The sequence below is a fragment of the Methylobacterium sp. P3_A11 genome (genome assembly GCF_056403155.1).
The window spans coordinates 35,526-52,253 of sequence record NZ_JBFUGA010000002.1 but is presented as its reverse complement, the minus strand read 5'-3'; the positions used below and the strand labels follow the sequence as shown (position 1 = coordinate 52,253).

At 64.6% G+C, this 16,728-nt stretch carries 11 protein-coding genes and 3 pseudogenes; 5 read left to right on the top strand and 9 right to left on the bottom strand.

The features are described 5' to 3' along the window. Positions 1-564: 564 nt before the first annotated feature. Positions 565-876 (bottom strand): annotated as a pseudogene (locus AC1DXK_RS01010) (transposase); the annotation flags it as partial. Here AC1DXK_RS01010 and AC1DXK_RS01005 point away from each other — a divergent pair. From AC1DXK_RS01005 to AC1DXK_RS00990, 4 genes and pseudogenes are all read left to right on the top strand, one after another. After that, positions 805-1,859, top strand: a pseudogene (locus AC1DXK_RS01005) (transposase); the annotation flags it as partial. The pseudogenes AC1DXK_RS01010 and AC1DXK_RS01005 sit on opposite strands and share 72 nt — an antisense overlap. Before the next feature lie 46 nt (positions 1,860-1,905). Then, positions 1,906-2,388, top strand: a complete 483-nt coding sequence (locus AC1DXK_RS01000) for a sensor histidine kinase (protein WP_477296576.1) — start codon at positions 1,906-1,908, stop codon at positions 2,386-2,388. Between the two features lie 81 nt (positions 2,389-2,469). Continuing rightward, positions 2,470-2,784, top strand: a pseudogene (locus AC1DXK_RS00995) (IS3 family transposase); the annotation flags it as partial. Positions 2,785-2,953: 169 nt separating this feature from the next. After that, positions 2,954-3,274: a hypothetical protein gene (locus AC1DXK_RS00990; protein WP_477296467.1), complete on the top strand. Its 321-nt coding sequence runs from the start codon at positions 2,954-2,956 to the stop codon at positions 3,272-3,274. A gap of 19 nt (positions 3,275-3,293) precedes the next feature. Here the strand turns inward: AC1DXK_RS00990 and AC1DXK_RS00985 are convergent, their stop codons facing one another. The 8 genes from AC1DXK_RS00985 to AC1DXK_RS00950 form a co-directional block, all read right to left on the bottom strand. Then, positions 3,294-6,461 (bottom strand): efflux RND transporter permease subunit, encoded by a 3,168-nt coding sequence (locus AC1DXK_RS00985; protein WP_477296466.1) that lies wholly within the window; start codon positions 6,459-6,461, stop codon positions 3,294-3,296. An 87-nt stretch (positions 6,462-6,548) separates the two neighbouring features. Continuing rightward, positions 6,549-7,748: an efflux RND transporter periplasmic adaptor subunit gene (locus tag AC1DXK_RS00980; RefSeq protein ID WP_477296574.1), complete on the bottom strand. Its 1,200-nt coding sequence runs from the start codon at positions 7,746-7,748 to the stop codon at positions 6,549-6,551. 199 nt (positions 7,749-7,947) lie between these two features. Next, a complete protein-coding gene (locus AC1DXK_RS00975) occupies positions 7,948-8,709 on the bottom strand; it encodes a ZIP family metal transporter (protein ID WP_477296464.1) in 762 nt (253 codons plus the stop codon). Positions 8,710-9,001: 292 nt separating this feature from the next. Beyond that, positions 9,002-10,402: a DUF2254 family protein gene (locus AC1DXK_RS00970; protein WP_477296462.1), complete on the bottom strand. Its 1,401-nt coding sequence runs from the start codon at positions 10,400-10,402 to the stop codon at positions 9,002-9,004. A gap of 122 nt (positions 10,403-10,524) precedes the next feature. Continuing rightward, positions 10,525-10,833: a hypothetical protein gene (locus AC1DXK_RS00965; protein ID WP_477296460.1), complete on the bottom strand. Its 309-nt coding sequence runs from the start codon at positions 10,831-10,833 to the stop codon at positions 10,525-10,527. A 1,126-nt stretch (positions 10,834-11,959) separates the two neighbouring features. Then, the gene (locus tag AC1DXK_RS00960; protein ID WP_477296458.1) at positions 11,960-13,621 is read right to left on the bottom strand and encodes an OFA family MFS transporter; all 1,662 of its coding nucleotides are present in this window, start codon (positions 13,619-13,621) and stop codon (positions 11,960-11,962) included. Between the two features lie 238 nt (positions 13,622-13,859). Next, positions 13,860-14,141 (bottom strand): hypothetical protein, encoded by a 282-nt coding sequence (locus AC1DXK_RS00955; RefSeq protein ID WP_477296456.1) that lies wholly within the window; start codon positions 14,139-14,141, stop codon positions 13,860-13,862. A gap of 12 nt (positions 14,142-14,153) precedes the next feature. Continuing rightward, complete coding sequence (locus AC1DXK_RS00950; protein WP_477296454.1) at positions 14,154-16,031, bottom strand: chloride channel protein; 1,878 nt, start codon at positions 16,029-16,031, stop codon at positions 14,154-14,156. 79 nt (positions 16,032-16,110) lie between these two features. Between AC1DXK_RS00950 and AC1DXK_RS00945 the strand changes: the two genes are divergently transcribed. Then, positions 16,111-16,554 (top strand): MarR family winged helix-turn-helix transcriptional regulator, encoded by a 444-nt coding sequence (locus tag AC1DXK_RS00945; RefSeq protein WP_477296452.1) that lies wholly within the window; start codon positions 16,111-16,113, stop codon positions 16,552-16,554. Positions 16,555-16,728 lie beyond the last annotated feature (174 nt).

Genomic DNA, 16,728 nt, shown 5'->3' with positions numbered 1-16,728 from the left:
TTGTTCCAAACGAGGATCGGCCTCTCCGATGCCGGGCTATTCCAGCCGAACGGTTCAGTGCCGATAAGTGGCAGCCGAGGCCATTCCAGATTGGCTCAATTGCCCCACATACGCCGATGGTGGCGCTGGCGCCGAGTTCTGTGATGGCGCATGCCTCGATGCATCATCCAGCGCCCTCGCGGGGCCGTCTGTATGGTGGTCACAAGGTGACCCGGTGCAGCAAGGCTCGTGGCGACAGTGGTAGGAAAAGCTGAGGCCGGGCTGGCGAATGGGGCCGCTCCGAGAGCCACAAACAGAGCTGCAGCGAGCACGGGCTTGGGTAATTTGTACATGACATTTCCACTATCGCGTATGGACGTTAGATAAACCGCTTTGTCATGGTTCAGTTTTACTGCCTTAAAACAATTTTCTGAAACCAGTACGGCACCGTACTGATCGTGATCAGGATAGCCGCTAGATGTTTGGTCCCGCTGTGCGGTGGTACGACTGATGCCGCATGGAGGGACGCGCTATGGGCAGGTTGTCCACGGCAGCCTCACGACGACTGAGCGGCTGTGTTGAGGGTCAAGCGGTGAGTGGCCGCCAGGGCGTGCGGTCGCGGACGATGGCGTTCAGCATCACCAGGAGCTTTCGCAACGCCGCCACGAGGGCAACCTTCCTCGGTCGGCCACGCTCCGTGAGCTGCTCGTAGATGGGCCGAAAGGGAGAGCCTCGCCGGATCGCGTTCAGGGCTGCCATGTACAGCACGCCCCACACCAACGTTCGCCCGCCCGCGATGGCGCGCCGGCCCCGCATCAGGCCCGAGTCGCGGCTGATCAGAGCAATGCCGACGAGAGCTGCGAGCTGGTGGCGGCCGATGGTGCCGAGTTGCTGAACGTGCGCCAGATGCCGGAGCGCTGGTTGGTCGGCGCTCATGCCTGCCTGCGCGCCCTTTCCGTCTCCTCCGGCTCGCCGGCTCCCGTTCCTGATCACGCCCGCGACCACGCCTTCCCGCGCAGCCGCACGGACCAAGTGGCCGCGCAGGAGGCGCAACGTCGGAGGGCCGTGCGTCATGCAAAGGTGCAGCGCCGCCGCGCGGCCGGCGAGTCGATCATGGCGGTTGCGCGCGCCATCCCTCTGGCACCAGCAACGGTGCGGCGCTACGCCTCCGTGGATAGGACCCCGGAACGCAGCGAATGGCGGATCGGACCGAGCCAACTCGACTCCTGGCTCGCCTATCTCGAGCGCCGCCGTGCCGAGGGATGCGAGAACGGATTGCAACTCTTGCGAGAACTGCGCGAACGCGGTTACGCGGGCGGCTCGCGGCAGATCCACAAATGGCTGCAGAGTCGACGGACGAAGCTCGCGATCACCACGCCGCGACGCTGGCGCGACGCCGTTCCCGTCGTGACGGGCCCCGGCTCGGCTGAGCTGCCGGCGCGGCGAGCGCGATTGCCGGGATCGAAGGTCCTCGCCTGGATCATGACGGCGGCGCCGGACCGGCTGAGCCCGATCGATGGCGCGCTTCTCGCGCGCATCTTGCAGGATCCCGACGCGGCCACGCTTCACGGGCTGGTCCAGCGCTTCGTCGCGCTCGTGCGCGAGGCTGGGGCGAAGGGGAACGGATCGTCCGCACACGGCATCCGACGGCTGAAGGCCTTCGAGGCCTGGATCGTCGAGGCGAAGGCGAGCGACATCCGAGCCGCGCAGACGTTCGCCAGCGGGCTCGTCGTTGATGCGGCCGCGGTGAGGGCGGCGTTGACGATGCCGTGGAGCAACGCCCAGTCCAAGGCCAGATCACGAAACTGAAGTTGATCAAGCGGCTGATGTATGGCTGGGCCGGCTTCGACCTCCTGCGCCGACGCGTGCTCCTGGCTCCTTGTCCCACACGAAATGATGAAGAGCCACTAAAGCGAGGCAAGTCCAATCACGGCCCGCCTGATCGCGCTGGCTCAGGCGCACGATGTGCTGACGGCCGAGAACTGGCAAGGCGCGGACCTCGCTCAGATCGTGGCCGACGCGCTGCGGTCGCACGGCGGCGATGAGCATCGCTGTCGCTGGCAGGGCAACGCGGTGCGAGTCTCGCCCCGCATCGCACTCGCGCTCTCGATGATGCTGCACGAGCTTGCCACGAACGCCATCAAGTATGGTGCGCTCTCGAAAGCGACCGGAACCGTTACTGTCGCGTGGACCGTGCGAGACGGCGCGAACCGTGGCGAGCTCGGGCTTCGCCTGCACCTGTGCTGGGAGGAGAGGGGTGGTCCAGCTGTGACGCGGCCGACCCACAAAGGCTTTGGCTCGCGCATGATCGAGCGAGGGCTCGCCAATGAACTCGGCGGCGAGGTGCAGACCCGCTATGACCCTGGGGGCGTGGTCTGTACCCTCGACATCCCGCTGGAGATGGGCTGAGCGAGGCGCGGTGGACGGCCCGTTCGCGATAAGCGGAAGGTGTTTCGGCCTTCGGTCTTCGCGCAGTACAGGGCCTTCGCCGGCAGCGGCCTCGTCCGTCACTCGGATCGCGAGTCGCAGGAGGTTAGCCTCCGCTACATCGAACGCGTGGCCGTGGCAGGCATCGAACCATTCGTCGGAATTGTTGGCGACAGCTACGATTAACGCTCTCATTGAGACGGCGATCGGCCTGTTTAAGGCCGAGGTCGACCATCGGCGCGGGCCATGACGGTCCTTCGCGGCTTTCGCGTACACCACGCTCGAATGGGTCGATTGGTTAATCACCGTCGGCTGCTCGAAACAATCGTCCACATTCCTCCCGTCGAGACGGGGGCACGCTCCTATGCTCAGGCCTAGGTTGAAGCCTTGGCGGCTTGACCGAACCAACCGGCCGCCTGAAAACCCGCGGCGGTTCAGTCACCAAGGGACCGAAAGGTGCGGAGAAAATTCTTTGCGCAGGCGTTGCGGTATCCTCTCGTGGAGGCGCTGACCTACATGTTGCCAGACGGGAGGCGCCGGAAGAACGATGACGAGATCCAGGCATGGAGTCCTGTTCGGGGCGGCTGTTTTAGCGAGCCTGGTCGCGGCTGCACCCGCGGCGCAGGCCGGCGAGCCCGCGACCTGCCGGCCGACGCTTGCCGACTTTAGGACCCTCCGAAAGGGTATGAGTTACGCCGAGAGTGTAGAGCAACTCGGCTGCCCAGGGCGCAAGGTCACGGACCTCGCCGTTGGGCATAACCACCGGGCGATCTACTCCTGGCAGGGTCGCGGCTCCTATGGGGCAAATCTCAACCTCACGTTCCGCAATGGCCGCCTCACCGGCCGCTCGCAACTGGGCTTGCGCTGAGGACGCCCCGGAAAGTCCTTCACTCGGCCGGAGTCGGTACAGCATCGGGTCGTCTCTTTGCGCCCCCCGTCGTGTTCCCAGTCTTGCGACCGCGCGCCGCCCAGCGCTCGATGCTGATGTAGAAGAGCGGTGTGATGAACAGGGTGATCAGGGTCGCGGCGATCATGCCGCCGATCACCACCGTGCCCATCGAGATGCGAGCGTTCGCGCCCGCTCCCGAGGCGAGCGCCAGCGGCACCACCCCAAGGATGAAGGCAAAGGAGGTCATCAGGATCGGGCGCATGCGCATCCGCGCCCCGTCCATGGCCGCCCGCACGATGTCCTCGCCCGCGCGGCGCTTGTCCTCTGCGAAGGTGACGAGCAGAATCGCGTTCTTGGCGCCGAGCCCGACGAGCAGCAGCAGCCCGACCTGCCCGAACACGTCGAGCGGCAGGTCCCGCAGCGCCAGCGCGCCGATCGCGCCGAAGACCGCCACGGGTGTGGCGAGCAGGATCGCGAGTGGCAGGCGCACCGACTCGAACTGGCCCGCGAGCACCAGGAAGATCATCACCACGCCGAGGCTGAAGATCAGCGGCGCGTAGCCTCCCGCGATCTTCTGCTGGTAGGCCACGTCCGTCCACTCGATTGCGTACTCGTCGGGCAGGTCGGCGCGTGCTGCCTCCTCGACCAGCGCGATCAGCGTGCCGGAGCTGGCGCCGGCCGCGGGCGAGATCGCCACCTCGATCGCCGGATAGGTGTTGTAGGACAGGACCGCTGTCGGTCCGGCGACGAAGCGGGGCTCGACCAGCGAGCCGACCCGCACCGGCTCGCCGCGGCTGTTCAGAACGGTCAGGGCCTCAACGTCCTCCATGGTGCGCCGGCCGCGGTCGTCGCTCTGCACGTAGACCTGGTAGACGAAGCCGAAGCGGTTGAAGAGGTTGACGAACGAGGAGCCGACATATGTCCCCAGCGCGTCGAACAGGGATTTCAGCGGCACGCCGAGCTGCTCGGCCTTGGCACGATCGATGTCGAGATGGATCTGCGGCACGCCAAAATCGGTCGTGGGCGTGGCGCTGCCGATGTCGGGCCGCTGCTTCAGCTTGGCCAGAAAGGTGTCGACAGTTTGGGCGAGCTTGAGGCCGCCCGCGCCGCTGCGGTCTTGGATCTCCAGCGTCAAGCCGCCGCGGGAGCCGAGGCCGGGCAGCGGCGGCGGGTTTACCGGACGGGGCACGATGTCGGGATCGTCAGCATAGCGCTTCTCAAGATCCGTCACCATCGCGTCCACCGAGGTGGTGCGCTCGGCCCAAGGCTTTAGCACCGGGATGACGAAGCCGTAGAACGGCGCCACCGCATCGGCCAGGATCGAGCGCCCACTGATGCCGAGCGTGTGGTCCACGGCATCGTTCTCGCGCAGGTCCGCCGACACGCGCTCCACCGCCTGTTTTGTGCGTGTCACTGAGGCGCCCTTGGGCAGCGTCATGTCGAAGTAGAAGTAGCCCTGGTCCTCGGCCGGCACGAAGGCGGTTGGGCGCTGCCAGAACAGAACCGCGGTGGCACCGGCAAACAGCAGGAAGGCGAGGCCGGCCGCCACGAGGTGGCGGCTCAGCCGGCCGATGGTGCTGGCGACAAACCCGGCGCTCGCCCGCAAGGCTCGGTTGAACCAGCGCAGGGGTGCGCGCCAGCGGGACCGGCTCTCGCCCTCCTCCTTGGGCTTCAGAATCAGGCCGCAGAGCGCCGGGGTTAGGGTCAGGGAGACCACCGCCGAGATCAGGATGGAGATTGCGATGGTCAGGGCGAATTGGTTGTAAAGCTGGCCGGTGATGCCCGGGATGAAGGCGACCGGCACGAACAGGGCCGAGAGCACCAGCGTGGTGGCGATGACGGGCCCGACCACCTCAGAGACCGCCTCGCGCGCCGCAGCTTTTGGCTCGGCACCCTCCTCCATCAATCGCTCGGTGTTCTCGACCACGATGATGGCATCGTCCACGACGAGGCCGACCGCCAGCACCATGCCGAGCAGGCTCAACGTGTTGAACGAGAAACCGAGTGCGGCCATCGGCCCAAAAGTGCCGATCAACGCTACCGGGACCGCGATGGTGGGGATCAGCGTCGCGCGCCAGTTCTGCAGGAACAGATAGGTGACGACGACGACGATAACGATCGCCTCGACTAGGGTGTGCACCACCTCCTCGATCGCCGCCTTCACGAACTCCGTGCGGTCGAGCGCAATCTCGTACTTCAGGCCGACGGGGAAGCGCCGGCTGAGCTCGTCCATGGTCTTGCGGGCGCCCGCCATCACCGTGACGGCGTTGGCCTCGGGGCTCTGGTAAAGGCCCAGCGTCGCCGAGGGTCGACCGTTAAAGGTCGAGCCTACTCCGTACTGCTCGGAGCCGAGCTCGACGCGGCCGACATCGCGCACCCGCACCACCGAGCCGTCCGGGTTGGCGCGCAGCAGGATGTCGGCGAACTCCTCGGGCTGGCGCAGGCGCCCGGTGGTGACGAGCTGCAGCTCGAAAGGCGTCGCCTTCTCTAACGGTGGCTTGCCGAGCGTCCCGGTTGTGATCTGCTCGTTCTGCGCGCCGATCGCATTAATCACCGCCTCGGGGCCGATCGCCAGCGCCTCCATTTTCATGGGATCGAGCCAGACACGCATGGCGTAGCGCTTGTTCGAGAAGTTGATGATGCGGCCCATCCCTTCGACTCGCCTGAGCGGCTTGATCACCTGGGTCTCGGCCCAGTTCGAGAGGAAGAGTTCGTCGTAGGCGGTGCCCTTCTCTGCGTAGAGCACGATGTTGCCGAGCTGCTGCCGCGTCGCCTTGGTGATTTCCAGGCCCTGGTCCCGCACCGCCTGGGGCAGGCGGGCCTCGGCGCGGTTGGCGCGGGTCAGAACCTCTGCGGCGGCGGCGTTGAGGTCGGAGCCGACCGCGAAGGTCGCGTCGAGGCTGACGCTGCCGTTGGCGCTGCTCGTCGTCTGAATGTAGATCAGGTTCTGAGCACCATTGATCTCCTGCTCGAGCGGGACCGCGATGGCGTCGTGGGCCTGCTGGGCGCTGGCGCCCGGATACGTCGCCTGCACGTTGATCACCGGCGGCGCGATCTGCGGGTACTGCGCGATCGGTAGCGTCAGGCCCGCGACGGCGCCAACCAGGACGATCAGTACCGAGATGACGCAGGCCAGGACCGGACGATCCACGAAGCGGGCAAACATCAAACGGGGTCCTCCATCGCGGTGTCCAACGAGCCCCTGCACCGTTCGGGTCGAGCGTGATCTCGCTTCGTTCAGCCGGCAGGACGTTCACTCGATCACAGTACGACCGTCCCGCTTCATCTGTTGGCCCGGTAAAGATGCAGCATCGCCGGTCGATTGCTTGGCTTTGATCGTGATGCCGTCGTGCATGCGCTGGATATGGTCGGTGACCACTCGCTCGCCGACCTTGAGACCGCTCAGGATCGCGGTGTGCTCGCCATAGTCGAGCCCGGTCTCCACCGGACGCTGCCGCACCCGGCCGCCGTCCTCCACCACATAGACCACTCGCTGCGCGAGTTGCGAGGATAGGGCGATGGTGGGCACGAGCAGGCGCTCCTGCGTGCCGACTTGGATGCGGGCGCGCATAAACTGGCCGGGCAGGAGGCGTTCGTCCGCGTTCTCGACCCGGGCGCGCACGAGGCGGCGCGCGGTTCGCGGGTCGAAGCGGTTGTCGAGCTGGTAGATCGTGGCCTCGCGAACGGGATTATTGCGCTCGTCCAGGAGCATGACCGTCACGGCCGCGTCCTTGAGTGCCACGCGGATCGCCTCCGAATCCTCGGCCGAGAGCGCCATCTGCAGGTCGATCGGATCGGTCTGCACAACCGAGACGAGCTCGGTCTTATTTTCGGTGACGAGATCGCCGATATTGACGTTCGACAGGCTGGCCCGGCCATCGAACGGAGCGGTGATTACCGAATAAGCGATGTTCAGTTCCTGCCGAGCGATGGCAGCCTCGGCCTCCTGCAGCCGCGCGGCGGCGCTGGCGCGCTGGCTCTCCTGCTGTTGCGCGCGCTGCTCGCTCGCGTATCCCTTGCTGGCGAGTTCGCTGGTGCGGGCGACCTCGGCCTGGGCGAATTCCAGCTGCGCTTTTGCCTGCTCCTGCTGGGCCTTGGCGGTCTCCAGCGCCACCTCGAAGGGCCGCTTGTCGATGCGGAAAAGGACATCGCCCTTTTTAACATGGGAGCCCGGCTCGAAGGGCCGCTCCGTGACGACGCCTGTCGCCCGGGCCTGGAGCAGGGCGTCCTTCTGCGAGATCACCGTACCGGTATAGTTAAAGCCCACCGGCACTTGCTCAGTGCGCGCCTCGGTCACGGCGACGGCGAGCTGCCCCTCCGGCTTCGCCGCCTCCTGCCGGCCGGGATGAGCGGCGAGGAAGCCCGGTACAGGCTTGCCCGCCGCGACCCAACCKCCACCCGCTGCCGTCAGAACCGCGAGCCCGATCAGCCCGTTCCTCAATCCGGAGCGCACGTCAGACCTCCTAGAAGCATCACACCGCGTACGCACGAACTGGCCGACGATCCGGCCGAGCCCACCGAGACTCGGAGTCGCAGAATGGGTCGGAGGCTGCCCAGCCGTGCCCCAGTTTGACAAGGGCGTTCCCGGCTGGCGTCCTTCGGCATGGGGCCTCGTGCCGACCGTCGGCTTGCCGTTATCATTTCCAGCTGCCTCAGCCACCGAGCTTTGACAGCACGAAGGCGCAGAGGAAGCCCAAGACAGTGATCAGGCCGGCATACTCATGCGCCGACTCGAATGCCTCAGGGATCATGGTGTCGGCTAGCATAGCTAGGATCGCACCGGCTGCGACCGCCGTGGTGGCTGCGATCAAATCCGGGCTGGCGCTTGCCAGAGCCACGTTGCCGACCAGCGCCGCGAGACCGGACAGGAACGCGATGACACCCCACACGCCGAAGATGTAGCCGGCAGAGCGGCCAGCCTTGCGCATACCGGCCGCGCTCGAGAGCCCTTCCGGCACGTTGGACAAGAACACGGCTGCGACCGTCACGAGGCTGACACCGGCCCCGCTCAGCAGGCTGACACCGATGACCACGGACTCGGGGATGCCATCCAGCAGGGCGCCGACCGCGATCGACAGTCCGCTGCCTTCCGAGGCGTCCTGCTGGCTCTGGTTCGGGTTGCTGCCGGAGCGCTTCCGGTGCTTGGCGCCGCGCCGCGAGATGAAGATGTTGGCAGCGGTGTAGACCGCCGCGCCGCCCAGAAAGCCGATCGAGGTCGAGCCGAACCCGCCTTTGGCATAAGCCTCATCCATCAGGTCGAAGGCCACAGCTGAGATGAGGACGCCCGAGCCGGCAGCCATAACGGCAGCGATGAGGCGCTGGGGCAGAGACACGAAGTAGGCCACCGCCGCACCGAGCAGCAGCGCGGAACCGCCGAGAAGCCCCCACAGCCCCGCTTGCATGTAGATCGGCATCTTTTCTCTCGGTACAAGTCAACAAAGCAATCATCGGCGGAACCCTGCGTGCGGTGACCCGCCGCGCGATAAGGCCGAATTTCTGCTTGGGGTCACCTTGGCCCCTTCTCCTGACAGGCACCGAATGTCCGCTCTCCAACTTCCGCGCCTTCGAAGCAGACGAGCCGCGTTCGCCAGATTTTACTGCGTCAGATGGCCTGCGTGGAGGTCTAAGCGGGGTACATTTCTGATGAGTTCCCTCTTGCTCACGATGCGGAGAAGCAGACCTTTGTTCGGCGACTCGCCATCGACTTCAGACCGGAGCAGGCACGCGCGTCCCTCGCGAGTTCAACAAGCCGATGCTTCCTGCCAGCTTGCCGGTCGCCTCCCGGATTTCATCAGCAACATGCGGTTCGCCTCTGCTCTGTAAGGCGCGCCGACATCGGCTCAGTTCCTGTTCCAGATCGGACGTGAGCACGTGATCCCCGAGGGAGGACAGCAACCGACGGACCGTGTCCGTCAGGGCTGGCAACCGCTCGGCTGGCACGTCGTCGATCAGAATCGCCAGGGTTCGCCAGACCTCGGCGGCGAGCATGTTCTGCATGCTCTCCGACGCGACGACACCGATGGCGGTGATCGCGAGAATGGCATCGTCCACCGCCCGGTCGGCATAGACAACCCGCGACGAGGCGCGTTCCAGGATCGGGTCTGCGCAGCTCCAGCGCGCGATGATGTCCCGCAAGCAGTGGCAGACGAGTATCGCCGGCTGCGGGTTTTGTTTCGAGGTCGAAGCGGTGGTCCAGGCGATCGAGTAGAGTTGCTCGATGCCAGAACCGGCGTCCCCGTCGATGGTTCGGCGAGGCTCGATCGTGACGGCTTTGCCGATCGCCTCGTCGAGGGTGGCCAGGGCACCCGCCGTCAGGGGGCGGGCGGCATACAGACGGTAAATTGGATCCCGGAAGGCCACGTTGGTTCCGACCCGTGCGATAATCTCGACGTCGATGTCGTGCTCCGACGCGGATCGCTCTACGGCCGCCAGATCCACGCCACAGATCACGCCATAGGCGTCCGCGCGGACGGTTTGCGACCAGAGTAGGCTCTCGCGCGGCACCCGGCGCGTGCCCTCGATCTTGGTTCGATCCGCCGAGCGAGCCTTGATCGTGTGATCATGGATCGCGGTGATGACCGAGTGCGGGCGCATCTGATCGATGGTGCTGTAGATCAGGATCACCACCATAGACAGCGCAGCCCCGGCCATCCCGAGCGATAGTAGGGCTCCGACGATCGGTTTGTGTGCGGGGTTGGCGCTGCCCAGCGTCAACAGCACGAACACGCTGAGCCCGACAAAGAAGCCGAAAGTGAACTTGTTCGAGCGCCGCTGGATGAACTGATCGTAGACCTGGGTCGAGAGGGTCGACGCCGTCTGCTGCACGGCGATTAGCAGGAGCGAGAAGGTGATCGACGTCACCGTGATCATGCCGGACGCAACCGTACTCAGCAGGCTGGCGATCGCGGAGGTGTCACCGAGTAGATGAGCTAGCCAGGGGAGCGGGGCGGGGCCTGACCGATCCCAGAGCGCATCGTCGAGAAGATAAGTCAGCGTGAAGAGACCAAGGAACGCTGCTACGACGATGAGCGGAAGGCCGATGAACTCCCTCAATGACCGCCGGATCAGCGCCAAGATACGATCGAGGGCGCGGCTCGCGATTCTCATCGGGCTAACACCAGTCAGGGTCCGAGGTTCGTGCATCACCCCAGCATCTTGCTTTCCATATTCGAAGGCCGGCGGGTGCTGACGACCACCGCTGAGCCGTTGTCTCTGGCATGGGCACACGATTAGCGCTGCATACCCTTGGGCAGATGCTGGACCGGATTGACCTTGCCGCTGCTATCGTTGCCCTGTACGGGCGCTCCCTTCATGACGTCGGTGGACGCACTGATGGCGCTTGGCGGCGCGACTTGTCCCGTCGGCTGATTGGCCGGTGAGACCGGAGAGTCGGCATGATGAGTCCCCGGAGGCAAGGTCGCGGGTGTCGGTTGATCGATGCGGCTGTTGACCGACTGCGCTTGCGCGGCACCGGACACGGCAAAGATCATTAGGCCGAGACCACCGGCAGCGCCAAGAACAGTCGGTAAGTCAGTCATGTGTCGCATCGACAATCGAGCTTTCCTTGATCGGGTGGACTGTTGATCAGCCCCGCCCGACCCGCTGCGCACGGCTACGGCGATGAGGGGTGGAGTGACGAAGAGCGGAGCGGTTGACTCATCGCATTTGGCCGGCGTGCTCTATTTGACCCCGCTCGGCTGTCCGGTCGGTCCCATACCGATCCCTCGGCCGTTTGGCGCTGACGATGAGGCTGTCCCTGCACCCTTGTTCCTCATGGTCCGCCGGTGCACCTTCGTGCGGTGGCGGGTCATTCTCACCCAGCTCGTCGGAGCACCGTTTAAGCCCGCAGCCTGTTCACTGGCGGCTGCGGAAGCCGGTGTGGTGAGGCTCATTGCAGCGAGCACAAGGCCTGTCGCCAAACTCATGGACTGCAGTGACATGATCGATATACCCCTTAAGCTACAATAATACCCTGGAAGCAAATACTGAACTCAAAGTGGTCAGTTTAGTTCCACGTTAGGTGATGTGCTAATCTTATCGTCCGAAAGCCGCCATCCGCTGGGTCGTCTTCGGTCTGAGAGTGAGATATCGAGCCTCGACCGACGCCGCTCTCCGGGTTGTCCAGCGATGTATGGCGCTGACGTCCAATGCGCAGTCGGGAAAAGCCGCACTCCTGTAAGGGCAAACCTGACATTGCCTAACCTAAGCCGAAGGCCGGTTTGCCCTTGTCACAGCGACTTACGTAGGCTCAAGCATGGACCTGAGTCCGGATTGGGCTCCTGTGGGGGGCACGGTCAAGCGGTAGTTTTGACGGTATGCTGGGCGTGTTGCTCCTCGAACTGCACGAGGCTCAGGTAACCCGGTACAGAGTGTAAGCGAGCAGCATCGTAAACCTCGTCGATGAAACGTGGCAGCTCGGCCGCAACATCGGCGAATGTCCCAAACGCCATTAGATACATGCCTCCAACATCAGGCGTCTACTTCTAGAAATTGGTCCCCGTGCAGATCAGAGTGGTGGAGCCGTCGGATGAGACCGGCCGCTGTGCTGACATGACCACAGGCGGACCAGAAGGGCGTCCCTGCGTGCCGAGGAACACTTGAGGCAGGCTCGTTATCCAGCCGCGGAGCCGAAAGTCGAGTCCTGCCCAGTCGCTCGACGCGCAGCTAGCTGAACAAAATGAGAGCTTTTGACAGCGTCGTCCAGACTCCCCACGCGATCGGGATACCGACAGCTGCCCAGGCAGAAGCCGCGAGTGGTGTCAGTCCTCCGCGCCCGATGCCCTGGGCGCCTGAACGCACGCTCGTCGCCACACCCTTCGTGTCGAGCATCGCAACTTCGGCGTCGCTCATGAACCAGCGCTTCGCAACGGGCCGTACCAAAAGGTTGCAGACGAAGCCCGCGGCCAGGAAGGCGGCCAGAATGTACATCGTCTGCGTGTAGAGTTGCGCCCCCTGGACGCCCGCATCGACCTGCGCCTGCCGGATCGCAGTGACGACGAAGGGGCCGACCACGCCGGCGGTTGACCAAGCCGTCAAGATGCGGCCATGAATTGCCCCGACGAACTGCGTGCCGAATACGTCGGCGAGATAGGCGGGAATCGTGGAGAACCCGCCGCCATACATTGATAAAATCACGCAGAAGAACAGCACGAACAGGGACTTGGAGCCGACGCCGGCTGCCCAGGGTGCTGACGCATAGAGCGCGAGCCCGAGGGCGAAGAAAGTCGCGTAGGTGAGCTTGCGCCCGACCTTGTCCGACAGCGAGGCCCAGAAGAACCGGCCTAGAATGTTGAACAGCGACAGCAGTCCGACGAAGCCGGCGGCAATCGCGGCGATCTGTGCCTTCTGAGCCCCGTCGAGCTGACCGAAGCCGAGTTCGGGGCGGCCAATCAGAGCGCCGCCAAAGATCTCCTGCAGCATTGGGGAGGCAAGCGCCAGCACCCCGATACCCGCCGAGACGTTCAGGCACAGTGCGGTCCACAGCAGCCAGAATTGCGGGGTCTTGTGAGCGTTGTCGAGATGAACGTGCCCCGCGGTGATCATGGCATTGCGGGAGGTCGGCGGCGTCCAGCCCTCCGGCTGCCAACCGGCCGGAGGCACGCGATAGCCGAACGCGCCGCACAGCATCGCCAAGATGTAGAGCACACCCATTACGGCGAGTGTCTCCGAGACGCCGGCCGAATTCGGCGTCTTGAAGGTGTTGATCAAGATGTTGGCGAGCGGTGAGCCGATCATTGCGCCGCCGCCGAAGCCCATGATCGCCATCCCGGTGGCCATGCCACGCCGGTCAGGAAACCACTTCACCAGAGTCGAAACCGGCGAGATGTAGCCGAGGCCGAGCCCGATGCCGCCGATCGGTCCCATGCCAAGCCAGATCAGCCAAAGCTGGTGGATGTAGACGCCGAGTGCGCCGATCAGGAATCCGCCGCCCCAGCACAGCGCGGCCGCGATGCCGGCCTTGCGCGGCCCAGCACGCTCCAGCCAGCCGCCGAAGACCGCCGCCGCTAGCCCCAGCATGACGATGCCGATCGAGAAAACGGTCACCAGATCACTGACCCGCCAATCGCAGGTCGTGGTGACGAGCGCCGTCGCGATGCTCATCTCGGGGCAGGCAACCGCCGCGGGTTTGCCGACGCTCAAGGCGCGAGTGAGCGGCAACCAGAAGACGGAGAGCCCGTAAGACATGCCGATGCAGAGATGGACCGCGAGGGCTGCTGGGGGCACGAGCCAGCGATTGAAACCGGGCTGGGCGACTGTGTTCTCGCGAGATAACCAGCCGTGGGGACGCGTATGCACCTCCGGTGCATCGGTGACGCTAACACTCATGGATAATCTCACTCCCCTTTAGATCGTACTGCGACTCTTTGTTAGTGGCGCGAGATCGCAGCGGACTGACGTTGATGCAGGAGCTTGTGACCGGGTTTCCCTGACGAGAGCGCGTGGCACGCAAGGTGTCGAGCGCGTGCCGTTCCCTATAAAGGGCGGTTTAGGAGGTTTAGCGGCGGCAAATGCCGCCCGCTCAGAGATCATGTCGTCGAGACCGGAGGCGTCAGCCTCCGCGGATTCAGCCGCCGGACTGAAACATGGCTTGAAAGGCATCCTGGTGCCCGACCAAGAGTGTGGGCGCACGCGGTAGACTGATGCGCAGCACCGGCTCGAAGCCGTAGTAGGCAGCTAGGAAATCAGGCTCGGGTACGCCGATGCAGAGTCGGTGGCGTCCATCACCCAGAGGGGCTTCCACCATCATCATGTCACGCGGACGACCCAGATTCACGAACTGGTCCTCGAACGTCGCTTGGATATCCGCCCAGTTCGTGTCCTCGAAAAGACGCACGACCCAGAGCATCGCAATCTCCGATCAAGGATGAGACGCTTTGCCATCCAGCTGAGCAGTATGCTGCTCAGCTGCCCCTATGTACCGCTTCCTCACGCCTCGGATGGTGCGATGGCTGAGAAAGGCTCGGCGCTCCCGTTCGGACTGCATGACCGTCGCTCGAACCTGCAACAGGTCCTTGCGCGTCAGGAGACCGACAAGAGCACCGCTTGCTGGATCGGTGACGGGTATGCGCCCCTGACCAGTCGCCATCATGATGTCGAGGGCGCGAGCAACAACGTCATCTGGGTGAACGATGGCCAGCGAAGCGTCAGAGACCCACTCCTCCAGGCTTTCTCCTGCGTGTCGGCCCTCGGTCTTCCAGCGCAACGCATCGCCGCGGCTGACCATGCCTACAGGCCGGCGCGCCGCATCGACAACGGGATAGGCGTGGTGTTGGCCCATTTCGATGGCTCTGATAGCCTCATCAACGCTTTGTCCCGCATCCATCGCATCCACCTCGCGGGCCATGACCTCGCCGACGCGCGCCAGCTCATATGGGTCGACGCCGTACTCGCGGGTGATGTGCTGCCCGCGCCGCGCAATCTTCTCCGTCAGGATTGAGCGCTTCAGGAGCAGCACCGTTACGGCATAGGCGGCAACTGTGGCGGCGAGCAGCGGCGCCAGACTGTGGACGTCACCTGTGAGCTCGACGGCGAAAAGTGCACCGGTGAGGGGCGCGCGCATGGTGCCGCCCAACATTCCGGCCATGCCCAGCAGAGCCCAGAACCCTGGTGTCCCGGGTAGCCCCAGACCCACGAGCCATCCCATGGCGCCGCCGAGAATGAGCAGCGGCGCCAGAACGCCACCTGACGTGCCAGAGGCTAGGGCTACGAGCCATATTGCCGCCTTGACCAGAAGGATTGCGAATACCGCTTTAGCGACCAGGTGACCGGTTAGGAGATCGGCGATGACGTCGTAGCCGACACCGAGCGCGCGCGGCTCTATCAGGCCACCAAGACCGACAAAGACACCGCCGATTGCCGGCCACCACATCCAGTGGATCGGCAAGTGCTCAAATGCGTCCTCCAGGGTGTAGAGTAGCTTCGTCAGGAGGCCTGACTGCAATCCAGCCAGAACACCGACCCCAGCGCAGGCGAGCAATCCCCACCAAGGCAAATCCGGATCATTGGCGAAGGGGAAGAGTGGCCCGGCACCGAAGAACAGCGGCCGCCAGCATGTCGCTGTCATTGCCGCCGCCGCCACCGGGATGAAGCTGCGCGGCCGCCACTCGAACAGCAGCAGCTCGACAGCCAGCAGCACGGCCGCGATCGGTGTCCCGAAGATCGCCGTCATGCCGGCCGACGCACCGGCGACGAGGAGCGTCTTTCGCTCGGCCGCGCTCAGGTGGAAGAACTGGGCGAACAAGGAGCCGATCGCTCCGCCCGTCATGATGATCGGACCTTCTGCGCCGAATGGGCCGCCGGTACCGATCGAGACGGCCGAAGAAATCGGTTTAAGCACAGCGACCTTGACCGACATGCGGCTGCCGCCAATCAGAATGGCTTCGATCGCCTCGGGTATGCCGTGACCGCGGATCTTTTCCGATCCGAAGCGGGCCATTGCCCCGATGATAAGGCCGCCCACAACAGGGACAAGGACCATCCATGGCGTGCGTGCTGCATTTGCCAGGGAGGTGGGCGCGACGTCGAACCGACCGAACCAGGCCAGGTTCGTGACCAGGGCAATCAACTGGATGAGGAACCAAGCCGCGACTGTGCCGGCCGAGCCGATGACGAGCGACATCACAAGAAGGACCAGGACCCGACGGTCGGTCGTGAAATCACCCAAGGGACGCCGAGAGGTCGCTCCGGCGGTTCCTCTATGGTCGGCGGCGTTGGCGTTCGACAAGTCGTGCTGCATGGCGGTCCCACTAGACATGGGCGCCTATATACGTCGTGGTACGATACAGTCCAGAGCGAAGCCGCAGGGATGTGCCGAGATGACCGCGAACCAGCCTGTGCAGGAGGGCCTGTCGCGTGAGCAATATGCGGCTATCGCCGCCTTCCGCTTCCAGCTTCGGCGCTTTCTTGTCTTCAGCGAGGCAGCGGCACTTGCGGCTGGCCTCCCGCCCCAACAGCACCAAGCCCTGCTTTCGGTTGCGGGCTACATGGGATCAGAGTTCCCAACCGTCGGCATGCTCGCCGAGCAGCTTCTGGTGGCTCCTCACACAGCTGCCGAGTTGGTCTCACGCATGGTCGAGGCTGGCCTATTGACGAAGACGCGTGGCACGCAAGACCGACGGCGCATGGAGCTTGCCCTGACGCCGAAGGCTGAGATCCTTTTGAGCGAGCTCACTGCGGCCCACCTTGAGGAGTTGCGGACAATGGAGCCGGCACTCATTCGCGTCCTCGGACGGCTAAGTCGATCCGCGACGTCGGCTTGAAATCAGTAGAAGTGCCCGGTTCGACCCGGCTCGCGACCGACCGTTTCCCGCGTTCGAGCCTGTCTCGCGAGCATCATAATCTCGGCGCGGCGGGATATCCGGAACACCTGTCGCGTAAGCCGACGTCAGGAATGCCTTCAGATCTGGACGTTTGCCGTCTAAGGCGAGCGAGGC